Here is a 17,089-nt window from a genome sequence, read left to right as displayed (position 1 = left end):
ACGTCCCTCCGCGGCATGCGAGGAACCGCGCGCTACCTCGGATTCCCTGTACACGATCCGAGCCAGCGTGGCCTGCGCGTTGCTTTCCTCTCGGCGAGGAGCAGACCGCGCGGGAGGTTGTCAGTCATGCGGAAGTGCGTTCGCGATTCGGTAGTCGTTATCACCGGGGCGTCCTCGGGGATTGGCAGGGCGGCGGCGATCGCGTTCGCGCGGCGCGGCGCGAGGGTGGTCATCGCCGCGCGGAACGCGTCGGCCCTGGAGGAGGTCGCCGCCGAGTGCGCCAGCGTCGGCGCGCGCGCGCTCGCCGTCCCGACGGACGTGCGGGACGAGTGCAGCGTCAGGGCCCTCGCCCGCGCCGCGATCGACGTGTTCGGCAGGATCGACGTCTGGGTGAACAACGCCGCGGTGTTCCTCTATGCGCGCGCGGACGAGGCGCCCTACGAGACCTACCGCCAGGTCATCGAGACGAACCTGCTCGGCTACGTGCATGGGGTGCGGGCCGTGCTGCCCTGTTTCCGCGCGCAGGGCGCCGGTGTGCTCATCAACAACGTCTCCGTCCTCGGCAAGTTCGGCGCGCCGACGATGAGCGCCTACGTGATCTCCAAGTTCGGGATCCTCGGCCTCGCGTCCTGTCTGAGACAGGAGCTCGCCGGCACCCCGGACATTCACGTCTGCACGCTCCTTCCCGCGTCGGTCGACACCCCGATCTACCAGCACGCCGGCAATTACACGGGCCGCGCCGTCCAGCCGATCCGGCCGACCGTCGACCCCGAGCGGGTCGCGGCCGCGATGGTCTCCCTCGCCGAGCGGCCGCGGCGCGACACGTACGTCGGCGCCGCCGGCCGCATCACCGCCGCGGTGTTCGTCGCCTTCCCGGCCCTCACGGAGCGGCTGCTCGCCGCGTACACGACCCGCGCGACCTTCCTGGATCGCGCGGCGACGCACACCGACGGCAACATCTTCTTTCCGATGAAGCACTGGACCGGCGTGACCGGCGGGTGGCGCGCGTCCTCGGGCGTCGCCGCGCTCCTCGACACCGTCCGGGCCTTCGCCGGCCTCGCGCTCGAGGTCCCGGCCGCCGTGGCAGAGCGCCTCAAGCCACGATGACATGGCCGATCGGGCACCTTCCGTACGCGGTCTCCCACCCGTCCTGGTGGTTGAACCCGCGCGAGGCCGACGCGGCGATCGACAGCGTCGTCCCCGGCGTGGGCGCGCTCCTCTGCGATGCGCTCGATCGCGGCGTGGGCCGGGCGGCCCCGCAGGCGCCGCCGCACCTCGAGGAGCCGCCGGCGGATCTGTTCGCCGACGCCGCCGAGTGACACGGCCGCGCTCGCCGCCGACACGCGGCTGACCGCGGCCGCCGTCCCGCGCTCGCCGGATGCGCGGACACGCGGACACGCGGAGGCGGACCGACAGCGGCCCCTGTGAAAAAGTGCCAGTCCCGCACGCTGCATCCACTATCCTTCGCGTGTGGACGCTGACTCACCCCGCATGCCGACGACCGTCAGGGTCAGCCCCGGCGCGGCGGAGCGCCCTGCGGGCGCCGACGAGTCGGACCACTGGCAGCACGAGGCCGACGAGGTCGTCGACGGCAAGTACCGTCTGGTCCGGCCGCTCGGGCGCGGGGGCATGGCGGAGGTGTGGCTCGCCGTCCACGTCACGCTCAAGACCGAGCTCGCCATCAAGTTCCTCAGCGTCTCGCTGACCGGCGACCCCGCGCGGAGCCGTACCGTCCTGGAGAGGTTCCGGTTCGAGGCCCAGATCTCGGCCCGCCTGGGCGCGCGCACGCGGCACATCGTCGCCGTTCACGACGCGGGCGTTCACGACGACATCCCCTATCTCGTGATGGAGTACATCCGGGGTCGAACGCTGTTCGCGGAGGTGCGCGAGCGGGGGCCGATCGATCCGATGCGCTTCGCGGACATGCTCGATCAGATCGCCGACGCGCTCACCGTCGCGCACGACATGGGTATCGTGCACCGCGACCTGAAGCCCTCGAACGTGATGCTCCTCGACGATCCCGGCGTGGAGCTGACGGTGAAGGTCGCAGATTTCGGCATCGCCAAGGCGCTGCACGGCGATCTCGGCCTCGATCGGCCGCGGGAAACGGAGGCCGACGTCATGCTGGGCTCGCCGAACTACATGAGCCCGGAGCAGCTCTCCACGCCGCTCTCGGTCGACGCGCGGGCCGACGTCTGGGCGCTCGGCGTGCTGGCCTACGAGGTGCTGACCGACTGGCCGCCGTTTCAGGGCAACACCATCGCCGAGCTCATCGTGGCGGTCAGCACCCGCGATTTCGAGCCTGCCACGGCGGTCCGGCGGTCGCTTCCCCGGGGGCTCGACGGCTGGTTCGCGCGCACCCTCGCGAAGGAGCAGGCGAAGCGGTTCGCCTCGATCCGCGAGATGGTGCGGGCCTACCGCGCCGCGCTCACGGCGCCGCCGCCCGAGCCCGCGGAGGCACCGCCGAGGCGGCGGCCGGCGGCGCTCGCCGCCGTGGTCGTCGCCTGCCTGGGCACGCTCGTGGGCACCGCCGCGCTCGCGTTTAGCCTGGTCGATCGGCCGCGCCCGGATCAGGCGGCGCGGCACCTGTCCCCCGGCGTGCGCGGCGCGCTCCAGGAGGCGCCGCGCTCGCCGCCCGCGCCGCCGCCACCGCCGTCCGACGCGGCGGCGCCAGCTGCCGGCGTCGCGCCGGCGGAGCCGACCGCCGGCGTCGCGCCGGCGGAGGGGTCCGCTCCCCGCGCCACGGCGACCGCGTCCTCGCGGCCGCGCTCGACCCAGCCCCGTCCTGGGGGGGACGGGGCCGCTCCCCGCGCCACGGCGCCCGCCAAGTCCGCGCCGCCGCCCACCGTGCCCCGGCGCCGCAAGGAGATCGACAAGAGTGAGATCCTTTGAGCGACAGCTCATCACGCTGTGCAGCGCCGCCCTGCTCGCGGCGGCGCCGGCCCCGGCGCTCGCCATCGGGGCCGAGGAGGACGCGAAGACGCTGTTTGCCCGCGGCCGCGAGCTGCGGAGCGCCGGCCAGTGCGAGCAGGCGGTCATCGCCTTCCGGAGCGCGCTGGAGATCTACCCCGAGGGGCTCGGCGCGCTGCGGAACATCGCCGAGTGCGAGGAGGAGATGGGCCGCTACGCCTCGGCGAGGCGGGACTGGTGGGATCTCCGGCGCGCCGCGCTCCAGTCCAATGAAGCGAAGTATGCCGGGTGGAGCGAGGACGCCGAGCTCCGCTACCGGACGCTCGGCAACAAGGTCGGGACGCTGACCGTCCGCCTGCAGGGCGCCGAGGGGAGGTCGCCGGTGCGGGTGGTGCTGGACGGCAAGCCGCTCGATCCGAGGCTCCTCGGCGTCGCGCTCGAGCGCGATCTGGGCGCGCACACGGTCGAGCTCTTTTACGGCGGCGCCGCGCCGATCACGGAGCGCATCGAGCTCACCCCGGGCGCCCATCGGGACGTGTCGCTCACCGTGCCCGCGCCGCTCTCTGCGCGCGACGCGGACGCCGCCCCGGGCCCCGCCGCGCCGCCCGCTTCCAGCGGGATTCGCACGGGCGGCTACATCGCGCTCGGGGTCGGCGGCGCGGGCGCGATCGCGACCGTGGTGGCGCTCGTCGTGCGCGCCGGCGCGCTGTCCGCGGTCGAGGACGGGTGCTCCCCTGCCGCCGGCGGGGGCTACACGTGCCCGCGGTCGCTGCAGGGGGACTACGAGACGGGGATGACCGCCACGACGCTCGCGGGCGTCTTCGCCGGGGTCGGCCTGGTCGGCATCGGCGCCGGCGTCACGCTGCTCCTGCTGAGCCCCTCCGAGGCCGCCTCGTCGGCGCCTGGCAAGCCGCCCGTGGCGGAGCTCTCGCTCATGCCGTCGCCGGGCGGCCTCGGCTCGCGCCTCCTCGTGAGGTTCTGAGGTCCGGCGCGCGGCGCGGCGGCGCGGCGGGCCGGGCGCTCGCGACACGACCGGAGCACCCCGGCGGTTGGATCGGAGCAGGCGCGGGCCTTGCCTCACCTCGCCGCGAACACGAGCTGACGTCTGCGCGTGCACAGGGCGCCTTGCCCTCATCGAGCCGCGCTCCGGACGAGGTCGCGCCCCCGCGCGGGGGCGTGGGGCGGCGCGCTCGGCTAGCGGAGGCTCTCATCGGCGCGCGCAGGCGAGCTGACCGAGGTTGCGGAGGAGTTGTGTCATGTCGATGCTCGAACCGATCTCCAAGGTGCCGCCGCTGGCCGAGCGAGACAAGGCGGGGGCGCACAGAGCCGCTGGAAGGGCGGAGCGCTTGCTCTCCACGATCGGCGGCAGCGCCCTCGTGGCGTACGGGTTCGCGCGCCGCAGCGTGCCCGGCTTGGTCCTCGCGCTCGCGGGCGGAGCGCTGATCCAGCACGGCGTCTCGGGCCGCCGCGGTGCCGCTCGATCGCCCGGCGATCGCGCCGCCCCGCGCGCGCCGCTGCTCCGCGCCGGCGAGCGCGCCGGCCGCCTGTTCGGCGCGCTCGCCCCCGCGGCGACGCGCGTCGCGCGCACCGTGACCGTCGCCAGGCCCGCGGACGAGCTCTACAGATTCTGGCGTAATTTCGAGAACTTACCACGTTTCATGGAGCACCTCACCGAGGTCGAGGTCATCGACGGCAATCGCTCGCGGTGGAAGGCGAGGGCGCCCGGCGGCGGCTCGGTGTCGTGGCGGGCCGAGATCATCGAGGATCGGGAGAACGAGCTCATCGCGTGGCGCTCCCGCGAGCCGGCCGACATCGAGAACGCGGGCTCGGTCCGGTTCGTCCCCGCGCCCGGCGGCCGCGGCACCGAGGTCCATGTGACGATCGACTACAGGGCGCCTGCCGGCGCGCTCGGCCGGGCGATCGCGAAGGTCTTCGGCGAGGCGCCGGATCAGCAGCTCAGGGACGATCTCCGCCACTTCAAGCAGCTGATGGAGGCCGGCGAGATACCGACGATCGAAGGACAGCCCAGCGGCCGGAGATCGGCCGCGCTGGGGGGGTGAGGCTCCATGCGCGCGCTCTGCTGGAATGGGGTGAACGATCTCCGCGTCGAGACGGTGCCGGATCCGCGGATCCTCGCCCCGCACGACGCCGTCGTCCGCGTCCGGATGTCGTCCGTATGCGGCTCGGATCTGCACCTGATCGACGGGTTTGTGCCCACGATGAAGAAGGGGGACATCCTGGGGCACGAGTTCGTCGGCGAGGTCGTCGACGTCGGCCCTGACGTGAGCAAGCTGAAGAAGGGCGACCGCGTCGTCGTCTGCTCGATCGTCGGCTGCGGGCATTGCTTCTATTGCGAGCACGAGCTCTGGTCGCTCTGCGACAACTCGAACCCGAGCCACGCCGTGCTCGACAAGGCATTTGGCGACACGACCGCCGCCATCTTCGGTTGCAGCCATGCCTTTGGCGGTATTGCCGGCAGCCACGCCGAGTATGTCCGCGTCCCGTTCGCCGATCAGGGCGCCTTCAAGGTCCCGGAGGCGGTCCCCGACGACCGCGCGGTGTTCGCGGCCGACGCCTTGCCGACGGGCTACATGGCCGCGGACATGTGCGGGATCCGCCCCGGCGACGTGATCGCGATCTGGGGGGCCGGCGGCGTGGGACAGATGGCGATCCTCAGCGCCTACCTGCTCGGAGCGGAGCGGGTCATCGCGATCGACCGGCTCCCCGACCGCCTCCGGCTGGCCAGCGAGCGCGGCCGCGCCGAGGTGCTCAATTGCGATGAGGTGGACGTCCGCGAGGCGCTCCGCGACATGACGGGCGGCCGCGGCCCCGACGCGTGCATCGACGCGGTCGGCATGGAGGCGCACGGGCGCGGCCTCGAGTACGCCTACGACCGCGTCAAGCAGGCGATGCGGCTCGAGACCGATCGCCCGTTCGTGCTGCGCGAGGCGATCATGGCGTGCCGCAAGGGAGGCACGGTATCGATCGTCGGCGTCTATGGCGGGCTCATCGACAAGTTCCCGATCGGCGCGGCCATGAACAAGGGCCTGGTCTTCCGGATGGGGCAGCAGCACGGCCAGCGCTACATCCCGCGCCTGCTCGAGCACCTCGAGCGCGGCGAGATCGATCCGTCGTTCCTCGTGACGCACCCGATGAGCCTCGAGGAGGGTCCGCGCGGATACAAGCTCTTCAAGAAGAAGCAGGATGGCTGTATGCGCGTCGTCTTCACGCCGGCGGCGAGCGCCTGAGCCAGCGCTGCGAGCCACGACGAGCGCACGACCGGGGCCGCGCAGCTCGATCTGCGCGCCGGCGACCACGACCTCTGCTCGCCGTCGGTCGAGCGCTTCGTCGCATCGTCGCAGGCGCGCGCTGGGACGGATCTCGCAGCGCCGCGATGTGAGAGCGCGCGGCGCTGAGCTTGTCTTTCCGCCCCGGGGCGCTACCCCTTGACGAGGCACGGGCGCGCGCAGGCAGACGGCGAGGTCGAGATGAGCTCACGGCGAAACAAGATCCTTGGTTCGGTGGCAGGGAGCGGCGCGGTCGCCGTCCGCGGGGCGGCAGAGGCGCTGTTCTCGGCGGCGGGCAAGGGGCTGCTCGACGAGGGCGCGCGGGAGGGCCTGCGGCGCGCGATGGTCGAGAACACCACGGCGGTCGTGGACGTGTTCGCGCCAGGGCTCTCGCTGGGGGCGCAGGCGACGGCGAAGATCATCGTGGATCAGGGCGGGAAGCAGGCAGGCGCGCTCGTCGCGCAGCAGGCGGCGCGGCAGGTGGGCCAGGCGGCGCTCACCGACGGCGCGTCGGCTGCGGTCGCCAGGACGCTGGCCCGCGAGGTGATGAAGACCGCGGGCCGGGAGGTCCTGAAGGGCGCGGGCAAGGCGGCCGGGATCGGGTTCGTCATCGACGGCGCCTTCGGCGCGTACGAGGGGGTCACGGCCTATCAGCGCGGCCAGATGACGAAGAAGGAAGCGATCACGCACGCGGCCCAGGAGGCCTCGACGGGCGCGGTGGCCACCGGCGCCGGCGTGCTGCTCGCGGCGGGTCTCATCGCGGTCACCGGCGGCGCTGCGGCGCCGCTCGTCTTCGCGGTGGGCGCGGGCGGCGCGATCGGAGCGAAGCAGATCCTGCGGCGGTTCGTGGGCCGAGTGTCCTCGAAGATCCAGGTCCGTCCCGTTCCCGACGGAAGCCAGGTGGGGTGACGTCGCGTGGCGGCGCGCGTCCTGACGAGCGCTGCCGCAAACTCGAACCGTCAACGCGCGCGGGCCGGCGTTCGTCCTGTGCATCACCGCGGCGGCGGCCTCGTGGCGCGCCCGCGCGACCGCTTTCGCGCGGTGGCCGTTCGACGTAGATCCTGTTCATGAAGCGACGCGTCCCGAGGCGATCCTTCTTGCGCATCGGCGGGGCTGCAGCCGCGGCGCTGGCCCTGCCGTTCTCCCTGATCTTCGCGCGGAGGACGGCCAAGAAGGTGACCGGCCGGTTCGGGCCTCTCGTGCCCGATCCAGCGGGCATCCTCGACCTCCCCGCGGGCTTCACCTACCGGATCCTCGAGCGCGCCGGCGGCGACATGGAGGACGGTTACCGGGTGCCCGGCCGGCCGGATGGAATGGGGTGCTTTCCCGGGCCAGATAACACGTTGATTCTGCTCAGGAATCACGAGAACGGGCCGGCGGACAGGAACATCGGACCGTACCGAGCCGGCCAGGACGCGCCGGCCGAGGCGTACGACGCGGGGAGCATGGGCGGCGTCACGAGGCTCGTGCTCGACGCCGCGACGTTCGAGCGCCGCTCGAGCAATCTCGTGCTCGCCGGCACCAACCGGAACTGCGCGGGCGGCGTGAGCCCCTGGGGCTGGCTCACCTGCGAGGAGAACGTCGACGCTCGCCACGGCTATGTCTTCGTGTGCGCCGCGAACGCGTCCAGGGTGGCGCCGCCGCAGCGCCTGACCGGCTATGGCCGCTTCTTCCACGAAGCGGCGGTCGTCGATCCCGCGACGAACATCGCTTACCTGACCGAGGATCGGGCGGACGGCTGCTTCTACCGCTTCAAGCCGACGGACCCCGCCGCTCCGTTCGAGGGCCAGCTCCAGGCGCTCGCCGTCGTCGGGGCCCGCAAGGTCGATGCGTCGGGCTGGGCGCTGGGGGAGCCCCGCGAGATCGCGTGGGTCGATATCGACGATCCCGATCCGCGGGACGACACGGTCCGGAAGGAGGCCCAGGCCAAGGGGGCCGCCGTCTTCCGGCGCGGGGAGGGCATCTGCCTCTCGCAAGGTGCCGTGTACCTCTGCGCGACGAGCGGCGGCCCGGCCGGCGCTGGGCAGATCTTCCAGCTGGTCCCTGCGGAGGACGGCGGCACGCTCCAGGTCATCGCGCACGCGACCGACACGGAGGATCTGGACGCGCCCGACAACATCACGCTGGCTCCCTGGGGAGAGCTCTTCCTGGCGGAGGACGGCAGCCGGGGGAACTATCTTCGAGGCGTGACGGAGGACGGGCAGCTCTTCGACTTCGCGCGCAACGCGCGGAGCCTGAGCGAGCTCGCCGGCGTGTGCTTCTCGCCCGACGGCAAGGCGCTCTTCGTGAACCTGCAGGAAGACGGGCTCACGCTCGCCGTCACGGGCCCGTTCCCCGGGGTCACCGCGGGCGCCAGCGGCTCGATCCCGACAGGGACGGCGACGCCGGGCGCCGGGTAGAGCGGCGACCGCGGCCGGTGCGCGGGAGAAGAAGGAGCTCTCCGGGCGTTCCGGCGCTCCGTCGCTCGAGCCGATCCGGGGCGCTCACGCGCCGCGCGTCGCTCAGAACGGCGGCGGCGCCGTGTCGCCGGCCGGCAGCGGCCCTGGCTCCGGCGCGTGCTCCGGCTCGATCGGCCCCGGCGCCGTCCCCGGCTCTGTCGGCCGCGGCCCCTCGCCTGGCGCCGGCACGACGCCCTGCAGCTCCTCCGGCGCTCCGCCGCCGGCGCCCTCCGCGCCCGCGTCCGCCTCGGGGACCGGCGCCTCGTCGGCCGGCTCCGTCCCGGCGACGAACACCTCGTCGATGGCGTCTTCCTGCCCCTCGCGCGCAAGGAGGCCCGTCAGCGGATCGATCTTCACGCGCACGACGCCGTTCGGCACCGGGAAGTCGGCCACCGGGCGCTTCCCGTGCGCCTGCTTCATGAAATCCACGAACGCCGGCAGCGCCGACGTCGCGCCTGCCTCGCCCTTGCCGAGCGGCGCCGCGTCGTCGTAGCCGGTCCACACCGCGCACGCGATGTCGGTCGAGTAGCCGACGAACCAGGTGTCCTTCGACTGGTTCGTCGTCCCCGTCTTGCCGGCGATCGGCCGCCCGAGCGCGCGCGCCTGCTTGCCGGTCCCGCTCTGCACGACGGACGTCAGCAGGCTCGTGAGCACGTAGGCCTCCGACTCGTCCATCACGCGGTGCGCCGGCGGGCGCGGCGGCAGCGGGATCTCCGCCCCGCCCGGCCCGACGATCTTCGTGATCAGGACCGGCTGCTCGTAGACGCCGCCCGCGGCGATGCTCGCGTACGCGCCCGCCATCTCGCGCGGCGTGACCTCGTAGGCGCCGAGCGCGAGCGACAGGTCCGCGCCGAGCTTCGACTGGATGCCGAGCGCGCCGGCGAAGGCGACCACGTTCGAGGCGCCGACGCGCGACAGCGCCGACACCGCGGCGACGTTCACGCTGTGCGCCACCGCCTCGCGGAGCCGCGCAGGCGACTTCCCCTCGCTCTCGTCGTGGTTCTGCGGCTTGTAATCGACGATGGACAGCGGGTTCGTGTCGAGGATCGTCGACGGCGTCAGCGTGCGCGCGTGGATCCCGTAGCCGTAGACGAACGCCTTGAACGTCGACCCGGGCTGCCGCCGCGCGAACGTCGCGCGGTCGAGCCCGCCGCGCACCGCCTCGTAGCTGCCGACGAGGGCGACGATCTCGCGCGTCCGCACGTCGACGGCGACGAGCGCCCCCTCGGGTCCGAGCTCGAGCCGCAGCGGCACCGGGGCCGCGGGCTTCGCCGGGTTGCCTGCGGGCGCGGCACGCTTCGCCTCGCCGGCGGCGTCCTCGTCCTCTTCCTGTCCCGGCGCGACCGCCTCGACGACCGGCTCCGGCGCGGGGCCGATCAGGCTGACGCGCACCACCTTGTCGACGTCGGCGAACTTGCTCGCCGCGAGCCCGTTCGGGTTGTACCGCTGCGCGCCGCGGAGCGCGACCGTGCCTTCCAGCGTGCCCACGCGCACCGAGAGCGTCCCTCGGGCGTCGTCGGCGCCGGTCACGATCCCCCGGAAGACCTTGTGACCGGCCGGTGTCCCCTCGAAGGGCGGCGGCTCCTTCTTGGTCCGCGCGAGCGGACCGAACAGCTTGTGCCGCTTCGCGTAGGCGTCGAGGTTCTTGCGGACGGCCGCGCGCGCCGCCGCCTGCAGCGCCGGATCGATCGTGGTCGTGATCGTGTAACCGCCCTGCTGCGCGGCGGGCCCGACGACCTCGCGCAGCACGCGCTGCGCCTCGCTGACCACCTCGGGCGCGAGCTCGGCGAGCGACTCGGTCTCGATGGCGAGCAGCACCGGCTCCCGCTTTGCCTGCTCGACCTGGATCTCGTCCGCGAAGCCCTTGCGTTGCATCTGGTCGAGCACGAAGTCGCGCCGCCCCACGGCGCGCTCGAGGTTCGCCCGGGGCGAGTACACCGACGGCCCCTTCACGATGGCGACGAGCAGCGCGGCCTCGGCGAGCGTCACGTCGCGCACGCTCTTGCCGAAGTAGTAGCGGCTCGCCTCCTCGACCCCGTAGCGGCCGTGACCGAAGTAGATCTTGTTGAGGTAGAGCTCCAGGATCTCGTCCTTCGTGAGCTCCTGCTCGATCCTGCGGGCCAGGATGATCTCGCGCGCCTTGCGCTTGTAGGTCCGGTCCGGCGTGAGCAGGACGTTCTTCACGACCTGCTGCGTGATCGTGCTCGCTCCCTGCCGGGTCTGAGTCGAGCGGAGGTTCACCGCGAGGGCGCGGAGCATGCCGAGATAGTTCAGCCCGGCGTGCTCGTAGAAGCCCGCGTCCTCGGCGGCGAGCGTGGCCAGCTTCACCTGGTTCGGGATCTCGCCGATGCGCACGACGGTGCGCCGCTCGGTGAAGAGCTCGCCGAGGCGCGTTCCGTCGCGCGCGAGGATGCGCGTCACCTGCGGGGGCCGGTAGTCCTTGAGCTCGCGGGTCGAGGGGAGATCCGCCTCGTAATGTCGGACCACGAGCACGACGGCGGCGGCGGCGAGGACGAGCAGCGCCGCGAGCGCGATCCCGATGCGCTTCGCCCAGGTGGCGATCCTGGCGTTCCGCTCCTGTGCGGCCGCGTCGTCCGGCGGGGGTGGCGGGCGAGACGGGCGCGACGGGACATCGAGGTGTGGCGCGCTCACCGGCCGCGCCGCCGCGCTGATCCGCTGCGGCGGCTCGCTCCCTCGCCCCGGCGGTCCGGACCTCCGCGCCGGCGGCTCCGACGCCTGCCGCGCCGGCGGCTCCGACGCCTGCCGCGGCGAATCGGCCCTCCTGGCCGGATCGCTCTCGTTTCCTCCTGGGTTCCCTGATTGCTCCGAGGCCATGACGACGTCCCCGTGAACGCTGGCGCAGGCGATGCGCATCCAGCGCGCCGGAGCGGCGACGCTAGCACGCCCGTGGAGGCTCGCCTCGATCCAGGGCGCAGCCGCGGAGGCTCAGCCCTGGAACAGCCGCATCGCCACGATGGTGATCAGGATGCCGGCGATCAGGCACCCCGCCGCGATGCCGACGAGGAGCAGCGGCTTCGCCTCCGCCCTGGCCGCCGGCGCCTTGGCGAGGGGCGCGGGCGCCGGCTTGGCGACGGGCGCCTGCGGCTGCTGGGCCATCTTCACCGTCTTCGCGGGCGACTTGTACGGCGACGACCCGGGCGGCCTGCTCGCCTGGAGCGCGGCGGCGTGCTGCTTTGCCGCCAGATCGAGCGCCGGGTTCGCCTTCTTCGGCATCATCGCCGTGTAGCCCTTGCCCGCGCCGCCTGCGAACGGCTTGAGCGCGTCGGCGAACTCCGAGGCCGACTCGAACCGATCCTCGGGCCGCTTCTCGAGCGCCTTGCCGAGCACCAGCCCGAGCCCCGGCGGGAAGTGCTTCCCGGCCACGCGCTCGTCGAGCGGGATCGGATTCCTTGTCACGTGGTGCTGGATGTACTCCATGGGCGTCCGCGCCTCGAACGGCAGCTTGCCCGTGAGCACCTCGTACAGGATGGTCGCGAGCGAGTAGATGTCGCTGCGCGCGTCGAGCACCTTGCCCTGCGCCTGCTCGGGCGACATGAACTCCGGCGTCCCGAAGACCATGCCCTCCTGCGTGAGCATCACCGACCCCGGCCGGAGCTCGCGCTCCGTCACCTTCGCGAGGCCGAAGTCGAGCACCTTCGGGTAGTCCTTCAGCCCGCCGTTGGTCGACAGGAAGATGTTCTCGGGCTTGAGATCGCGGTGCACGATCCCCTGGATGTGCGCCTCCTGCAGGGCGCCGCAGACCTGGATGAGGATCGGGATCGCGCGCTCGACGGTCAGCGGCCCGTCCTTGCGGACCACCTGGTTCAGGTTCTTGCCCTCCAGGTACTCCATCACGATGTACAGCGAGCCGTCCTCGAGCTCGCCGTAGAGCAGCACCTTGACCGTGTTCGGGTGGGTGAGGTGGCTCATCGCCCGCGCCTCGCGGCGGAAGCGAGAGACAAGATCTTTTCGGTTCGCGAGCTTCGGGTGGAGGATCTTCACCGCCACCATCCGGTTCATCGCCGGCTGTGTGGCCTTGTAGACCGACCCCATGCCGCCGGAGCCGATCTTCTGAAGAATCTGGAACTGCCCCCCGAGCAGATCTCGACCGATATTCGGGTCCGGACCGGCGGCCATGCGTGGAGCGGGAAAATACCACGCAACCCACCCGTATCGTCTATGACCGAAGCAGCCGACGCATCCGATCGTTCGTGGCGCCCCAAATGACCGTAAAATTCGACGTCCCCGGGGCGGCCGAGGCGCTCGAGAGCCCGCTCCTCGCCTCCGCCGGCTTCTCGCACGCCTTTTTCACCCGGCGCGGCGGCGCCAGCGCCCCCCCGTGGGACACCCTGAGCTTCGCCGTGGCGCTCGGCGACGACCCCGCCGCCGTCCGCGAGAACCTGGAGCGCGCCGCGCGGCGCCTCGGCATCCCGGCGGCGCGGCTCTATTACCTCAGCCAGGTCCACGGCGTGGCGGCGCGGGTGCTCACCGGAGCCGAGGATCGTGACGACGTCGTCCGCGAGGTTGGCGACGTTACCCTCGCACGCGTGCCCGGCGTCGGCTGCGGCGTTCGCAGCGCCGACTGTGCCCCCATCCTCCTCGCCGATCGCCGGAGCGGCGCCGTCGCCGCGGTCCACAGCGGCTGGCGCGGCACCGTCCTCCGGGTCGTGGTCGAGGCGGCCCGCGCGCTCAGGGCGCTCGCCGGCCCCGGCGCGGATCTCGTCGCGGCGATCGGCCCGCACATCGAGGCCTGCTGCTTCGAGATCGGCGACGACGTCGCCGCCGATCTCGCCGCCTGCTCCAGCGCCGGCGACGCCGCCATCGTCCGCCGCGCCCCCGGCGCGCGCCCGCATGCGGACGTCCGGCGCATCCTCAAGGCTCAGCTCGCCGAGTCTGGCCTCGACGCAACCTCGGTCGAGGACGTCCCGGGGTGCACCGCGTGTGACCCCGCCCGCTTCTTCTCGTACCGGCGCGACGGACAGCGAAGCGGCCGGTTGCTTTCCGTCGTCGTCGCCGGCCGTACCGTCATCGGCTAGAACGCTCCCCATGGTCTCGCTCGCGCGCGACTCGTCGCCGATCGTCCTCGCCATGGTGGGCCTGCCCGCGCGGGGAAAGACATCCATCGCCCGCAAAATTGCGCGGTATCTCTCGTGGCTCGGCCACCCCACGCGGCTCTTCAACGTGGGCAACTACCGCCGGGCGCACCTCGGCACCGCGCAGCCGCACCAGTTCTTCGACCCCGACAACTCCGAGGGCCGCCAGGCGCTGCTCGGCATGGCGATGACGGCGCTCGACGACCTCATCGGCTGGCTCAGCTCCGGCGGCGAGGTGGCGATCTACGACGCCACGAACAGCACCCGCGCCCGCCGGAACCTCGTGATGGAGCGCTGCCAGGCGCACGGCTTCCCGGTCGTCTTCATCGAGTCGATCTGCAACGACGAGTCGACCATCGAGACCAACGTCCGCGAGACGAAGCTCCGCTCGCCCGACTACCAGGGCGTCGATCCCGAGGCGGCGCTGCGCGACTTCCGCGCGCGCATCGCGCACTACGCCCGCGCGTACGAGCCGCTCGGCGAGCCCGAGAAGAGCTACATCAAGATCATCGACGTCGGCCGCCAGGTCGTGCTGAACCGCATCCACGGCTACCTGCCGGCGCGCCTCGTCCCGCTCTTGATGAACATGCACCTCACGCCGCACCCGATCTGGCTGACCCGCCACGGCGAGAGCGTGTTCAACGAGAAGGGCCTGCTCGGCGGCGACTCGGATCTCAGCGCGCGCGGCGACGAGTACGCGAAGAACCTCGCCGGCTTCATCCGCGAGCGCTCCGGCGAAGAGCACGTCAACGTCTGGACGAGCACCCTGCGCCGCACGATCCAGACCGCGCGCCCGATCACGCAGAACCACGTCGCGTGGCGCGCCCTCGACGAGATCGACGCGGGCGTCTGCGAGGGCATGACCTACGAGGAGATCCGCCAGCAGATGCCCGAGGTCTTCCACGCGCGCGCCGCCGACAAGTTCCGCTACCGCTACCCTCGCGGCGAGTCGTACGAGGACGTCATCCAGCGCCTCGACCCGCTGATCATCCAGCTCGAGCGCCAGCGCTCGCCCGTGCTCGTGATCGGCCACCAGGCGGTGCTGCGCGCGCTCTACGCCTACCTCGTGGATCGCCCCGCGCCCTCGTGTCCGACGCTGCCGATCCCGCTGCACACCGTCATCGAGCTGACCCCCACCGCGTACGCGTGCGAGGAGCGCCGCTTCCAGCTCGCCCCGGCGGTCCAGGGCGGCGACTCGAGCACCGCGCACCCCTGATGCTTCCATCGCGGCGACGCGCGCGCGGCCGCGGCGACGCGCGAGGCCGCGACGACGCGCGGCCGGGTCAGCGCTCGCGGCTGATGAGCTTGCGGAGCAGCTCCAGCGGGTGGAACGGCAGCATCGCGGCCATCTCGCTGTCGGTCCCGGCCCGCTCGAGCACCGCCCGCATCGCGGGCCCCACGATCCCCATCGGATCGATCCGCTCCGCGATCGCGCGGAGGGCGCTGAGCGCCGCGCGCCCCGCGTCGATCCCGAGCGGGATGGCGAGCGCCGCCGGCACCGGCGCGAGGATCACGTCGCGCACCGCGACCGCCCGGGCCCAGGCGCCCGGGCTCGGATCGACCTCGAGCTTCCGGATGGTCTCCGCCTCGGCGAAGCAGCCGAGCGACAGCTCCCCTGCCCGCTCCTCGATCGCGCGCGACAGGTGCCGGTAGTCGCGGCGCCAGTCGCCGGCGAGCAGCCCCATGTCCTCCCGCACCTCGTCCGGCCCGAGGATCAGGCTGATCCCGCGCGCGTCGCGGCGCAGCGCCACGCTCGTCCAGAGCTCCCCGCCCTCGAACAGGCCGATCACCATCGTCTTGCCGACCCCGACGAGCGACTCCAGCGTGCCCCGCACGACGCCCGGCGACGGGATCGGCACGCCGTGCAGCCGCGCCGGCCAGAGATCGATCGTCCCGACGAGGAGCTCTTCGCGCGCGAGCTGCAGCAGGAGGAGCGTCTGGGCGATGAGGTCGTCGCCGCGCCGCACCCGCGCCCCGAACCGCTCCACGATCGCCTCGAGGGCGCCCGCCTCGATCACGGCGGCCCAGCTCGCGTGATGGGACGCGGCGAGCTCCTCCACGGAGAGCGTGGCCGCGCGCTGCGCGTCGTCGATCCGGAGCCGGCCGGCGTCCGTGTGCACGAGCTTCCTGAGCTTGCCGCCCGCGCGGACCGCGACGACGCCGCCGCGCGGCCGTTCGGCCTCGTCGATGCCCGTGCGTCTGGGCCGGAACAACGACAGCACGCGGATCCAGTCGGTCGCGGTGAACCCCTCGAAGCGGACGTCGGGCGACAGCACGGGGCGAGCCTACTCCCGGGACGCGCGCCGGTCAGCCCGGCGCGCGCGCGCCGTCGGGCGGCGCACGGCGACGCGGCCGGCTACGCCCCCCACCAGAGCATCTCGTGCGCCTGGGTCTCGCCGCGGACGGGCACGATCACCCGGATCTTCTGGCCCTCGACCTGGACCACGTGGGCGGGAAAGCTGTCGGCCGGGTAGTACGCGGATTTCGCGAAGCCGTTCGCGTCGAGCCAGAACAGGTGCACCCCCTCCGTGGTCGCCCCGTGCATGAGGAGCATCCGCCCGCCGCCGAGCAGCGCGAACTCCATGCTCTTGAAGGCCATCTCCTCGAAGCGCTCCGGGGACGGGAAGTCCTCCCCCACCGACCTGAGCTCCGGCAGGTGCGCGCGGAGGTGCTTGTAGAGCGTGTCGTAACGCACCTTCGCGAGCCTCGGGATCCGCCGGTCGCCCGCCGCGATGACCGGCAGCCGCTCCGCGTCGAACGTCGGCACCTCCACGTGGGTGCGGTAGCGATCCACGAGCCTGCCGCGGTCGATCTCCTCGTCGCTGAGCGCCTTGAGCCACCACTGGAAGAGCGCGAGATCGCCGGTCCCTGCGCTCGACTCGAGCCGGACCAGCGACTCCCACAGCGGCGTCCGGACCTGCCATTTTCCCCCGTGGTTCTTGACGACGCACGCGCCGACATAGAGCGCCCCGTGCGTCACGAGGGTGACCAGCATGGACGGCTCCCCGGCCCCGCTCGCTGTCGACGTGCCGCGCGTCCCGCGCGCGCCGCCCGCTCCTCCTGCCGGCGAGAGCCACGCGTCGCGCCGCTCGCGCGTCAGCGCCGCGCCCAGCCGGTGGACCGACGCATCGGAGAAATCGAGCCCGAGATCGGGCGCGTCGAACGCCCCGGGCGCGAGCCGGGCGAACACCTCCGCCGCGTGCTCGATCTGGGCCAGGATCGACGGGTTTCCAGCCGGATTTGCGTCGGTGGAGCGCATGGCCGCGAGGTCGGTGAGCGCGTCGGGCGGGTAGTGCGGCGCGAAGAAGCGCTCGAAGAGCTGGGCGGCCGTGATCGGTTCGGCGGGCATGACAGGAGGCCG

14 protein-coding genes are annotated in these 17,089 nt (G+C 72.7%); 10 read left to right on the top strand and 4 right to left on the bottom strand.

All coding sequences use genetic code 11. From position 1 onward, the window contains the following. The first annotated feature begins 126 nt into the window (after positions 1-126). The 8 genes from WME75_RS00235 to WME75_RS00200 all read left to right on the top strand — a co-directional run bounded on the left by WME75_RS00235 (position 127) and on the right by WME75_RS00200 (position 8,596). Positions 127-1,107: an SDR family oxidoreductase gene (locus WME75_RS00235; protein ID WP_437485198.1), complete on the top strand. Its 981-nt coding sequence runs from the start codon at positions 127-129 to the stop codon at positions 1,105-1,107. Next, a complete protein-coding gene (locus tag WME75_RS00230; protein WP_437485197.1) occupies positions 1,104-1,319 on the top strand; it encodes a hypothetical protein in 216 nt (71 codons plus the stop codon). The genes WME75_RS00235 and WME75_RS00230 overlap by 4 nt, the downstream gene beginning before the upstream one ends. A 172-nt stretch (positions 1,320-1,491) precedes the next feature. Further along, positions 1,492-2,892: a protein kinase domain-containing protein gene (locus tag WME75_RS00225; RefSeq protein WP_437485195.1), complete on the top strand. Its 1,401-nt coding sequence runs from the start codon at positions 1,492-1,494 to the stop codon at positions 2,890-2,892. Next, a complete protein-coding gene (locus WME75_RS00220) occupies positions 2,879-3,892 on the top strand; it encodes a tetratricopeptide repeat protein (RefSeq protein ID WP_437485193.1) in 1,014 nt (337 codons plus the stop codon). Before WME75_RS00225 ends, WME75_RS00220 begins: the two co-directional genes overlap by 14 nt. Before the next feature lie 274 nt (positions 3,893-4,166). Beyond that, the gene (locus tag WME75_RS00215) at positions 4,167-4,970 is read left to right on the top strand and encodes an SRPBCC family protein (protein WP_437485191.1); all 804 of its coding nucleotides are present in this window, start codon (positions 4,167-4,169) and stop codon (positions 4,968-4,970) included. A gap of 6 nt (positions 4,971-4,976) precedes the next feature. After that, a complete protein-coding gene (locus tag WME75_RS00210; protein ID WP_437485189.1) occupies positions 4,977-6,158 on the top strand; it encodes a zinc-dependent alcohol dehydrogenase in 1,182 nt (393 codons plus the stop codon). A gap of 240 nt (positions 6,159-6,398) precedes the next feature. Next, a complete protein-coding gene (locus WME75_RS00205) occupies positions 6,399-7,106 on the top strand; it encodes a hypothetical protein (RefSeq protein WP_437485187.1) in 708 nt (235 codons plus the stop codon). Positions 7,107-7,264: 158 nt separating this feature from the next. Continuing rightward, positions 7,265-8,596 carry an alkaline phosphatase PhoX gene (locus tag WME75_RS00200; RefSeq protein ID WP_437485185.1) on the top strand — a complete coding sequence of 444 codons (1,332 nt, stop codon included), beginning with the start codon at positions 7,265-7,267 and terminating at the stop codon, positions 8,594-8,596. A 102-nt stretch (positions 8,597-8,698) separates the two neighbouring features. On the opposite strand, the gene WME75_RS00195 is transcribed toward WME75_RS00200, so the two are convergent. Beyond that, positions 8,699-11,509 carry a penicillin-binding protein 1A gene (locus tag WME75_RS00195; protein ID WP_437485183.1) on the bottom strand — a complete coding sequence of 937 codons (2,811 nt, stop codon included), beginning with the start codon at positions 11,507-11,509 and terminating at the stop codon, positions 8,699-8,701. Positions 11,510-11,581: 72 nt separating this feature from the next. Continuing rightward, positions 11,582-12,772 (bottom strand): serine/threonine-protein kinase, encoded by a 1,191-nt coding sequence (locus WME75_RS00190; RefSeq protein WP_437485181.1) that lies wholly within the window; start codon positions 12,770-12,772, stop codon positions 11,582-11,584. An 86-nt stretch (positions 12,773-12,858) separates the two neighbouring features. Here WME75_RS00190 and pgeF point away from each other — a divergent pair, with 86 nt between their 5' ends. After that, complete coding sequence (gene pgeF / locus WME75_RS00185) at positions 12,859-13,671, top strand: peptidoglycan editing factor PgeF (protein WP_437485179.1); 813 nt, start codon at positions 12,859-12,861, stop codon at positions 13,669-13,671. Between the two features lie 10 nt (positions 13,672-13,681). Then, positions 13,682-14,944 carry a bifunctional nucleoside/nucleotide kinase/histidine phosphatase family protein gene (locus WME75_RS00180; protein ID WP_437485177.1) on the top strand — a complete coding sequence of 421 codons (1,263 nt, stop codon included), beginning with the start codon at positions 13,682-13,684 and terminating at the stop codon, positions 14,942-14,944. Between the two features lie 67 nt (positions 14,945-15,011). Here WME75_RS00180 and WME75_RS00175 read toward each other — a convergent pair whose 3' ends face one another. Together WME75_RS00175 and WME75_RS00170 are read right to left on the bottom strand one after the other, a co-directional pair. Then, entirely contained in the window at positions 15,012-16,004 is a 993-nt protein-coding gene (locus tag WME75_RS00175) for a hypothetical protein (protein WP_437485175.1), read from the bottom strand. An 80-nt stretch (positions 16,005-16,084) separates the two neighbouring features. Further along, complete coding sequence (locus tag WME75_RS00170) at positions 16,085-17,077, bottom strand: hypothetical protein (protein WP_437485173.1); 993 nt, start codon at positions 17,075-17,077, stop codon at positions 16,085-16,087. Positions 17,078-17,089: the final 12 nt, after the last annotated feature.

The sequence above is a fragment of the Sorangium sp. So ce1014 genome, assembly GCF_051521505.1.
Taxonomy (GTDB): domain Bacteria; phylum Myxococcota_A; class Polyangia; order Polyangiales; family Polyangiaceae; genus Sorangium.
Note: the sequence above shows the minus strand (reverse complement) of the source record. Positions and strands in the feature narration are given on the sequence as shown.

Excerpts from the sequence above, each read along its gene's own strand:
- WME75_RS00235 (WP_437485198.1), top strand. The coding sequence starts at position 127 with ATGCGGAAGTGCGTTCGCGATTCGGTAGTCGTTATCACCGGGGCGTCC.
- WME75_RS00230 (WP_437485197.1), top strand. The coding sequence starts at position 1,104 with ATGACATGGCCGATCGGGCACCTTCCGTACGCGGTCTCCCACCCGTCC.
- WME75_RS00225 (WP_437485195.1), top strand. The coding sequence starts at position 1,492 with ATGCCGACGACCGTCAGGGTCAGCCCCGGCGCGGCGGAGCGCCCTGCG.
- WME75_RS00215 (WP_437485191.1), top strand. The coding sequence starts at position 4,167 with ATGTCGATGCTCGAACCGATCTCCAAGGTGCCGCCGCTGGCCGAGCGA.
- WME75_RS00210 (WP_437485189.1), top strand. The coding sequence starts at position 4,977 with ATGCGCGCGCTCTGCTGGAATGGGGTGAACGATCTCCGCGTCGAGACG.
- WME75_RS00205 (WP_437485187.1), top strand. The coding sequence starts at position 6,399 with ATGAGCTCACGGCGAAACAAGATCCTTGGTTCGGTGGCAGGGAGCGGC.
- WME75_RS00200 (WP_437485185.1), top strand. The coding sequence starts at position 7,265 with ATGAAGCGACGCGTCCCGAGGCGATCCTTCTTGCGCATCGGCGGGGCT.
- WME75_RS00195 (WP_437485183.1), bottom strand. The coding sequence starts at position 11,509 with ATGCGCATCGCCTGCGCCAGCGTTCACGGGGACGTCGTCATGGCCTCG.
- WME75_RS00190 (WP_437485181.1), bottom strand. The coding sequence starts at position 12,772 with ATGGCCGCCGGTCCGGACCCGAATATCGGTCGAGATCTGCTCGGGGGG.
- pgeF (WP_437485179.1), top strand. The coding sequence starts at position 12,859 with ATGACCGTAAAATTCGACGTCCCCGGGGCGGCCGAGGCGCTCGAGAGC.
- WME75_RS00180 (WP_437485177.1), top strand. The coding sequence starts at position 13,682 with ATGGTCTCGCTCGCGCGCGACTCGTCGCCGATCGTCCTCGCCATGGTG.
- WME75_RS00170 (WP_437485173.1), bottom strand. The coding sequence starts at position 17,077 with ATGCCCGCCGAACCGATCACGGCCGCCCAGCTCTTCGAGCGCTTCTTC.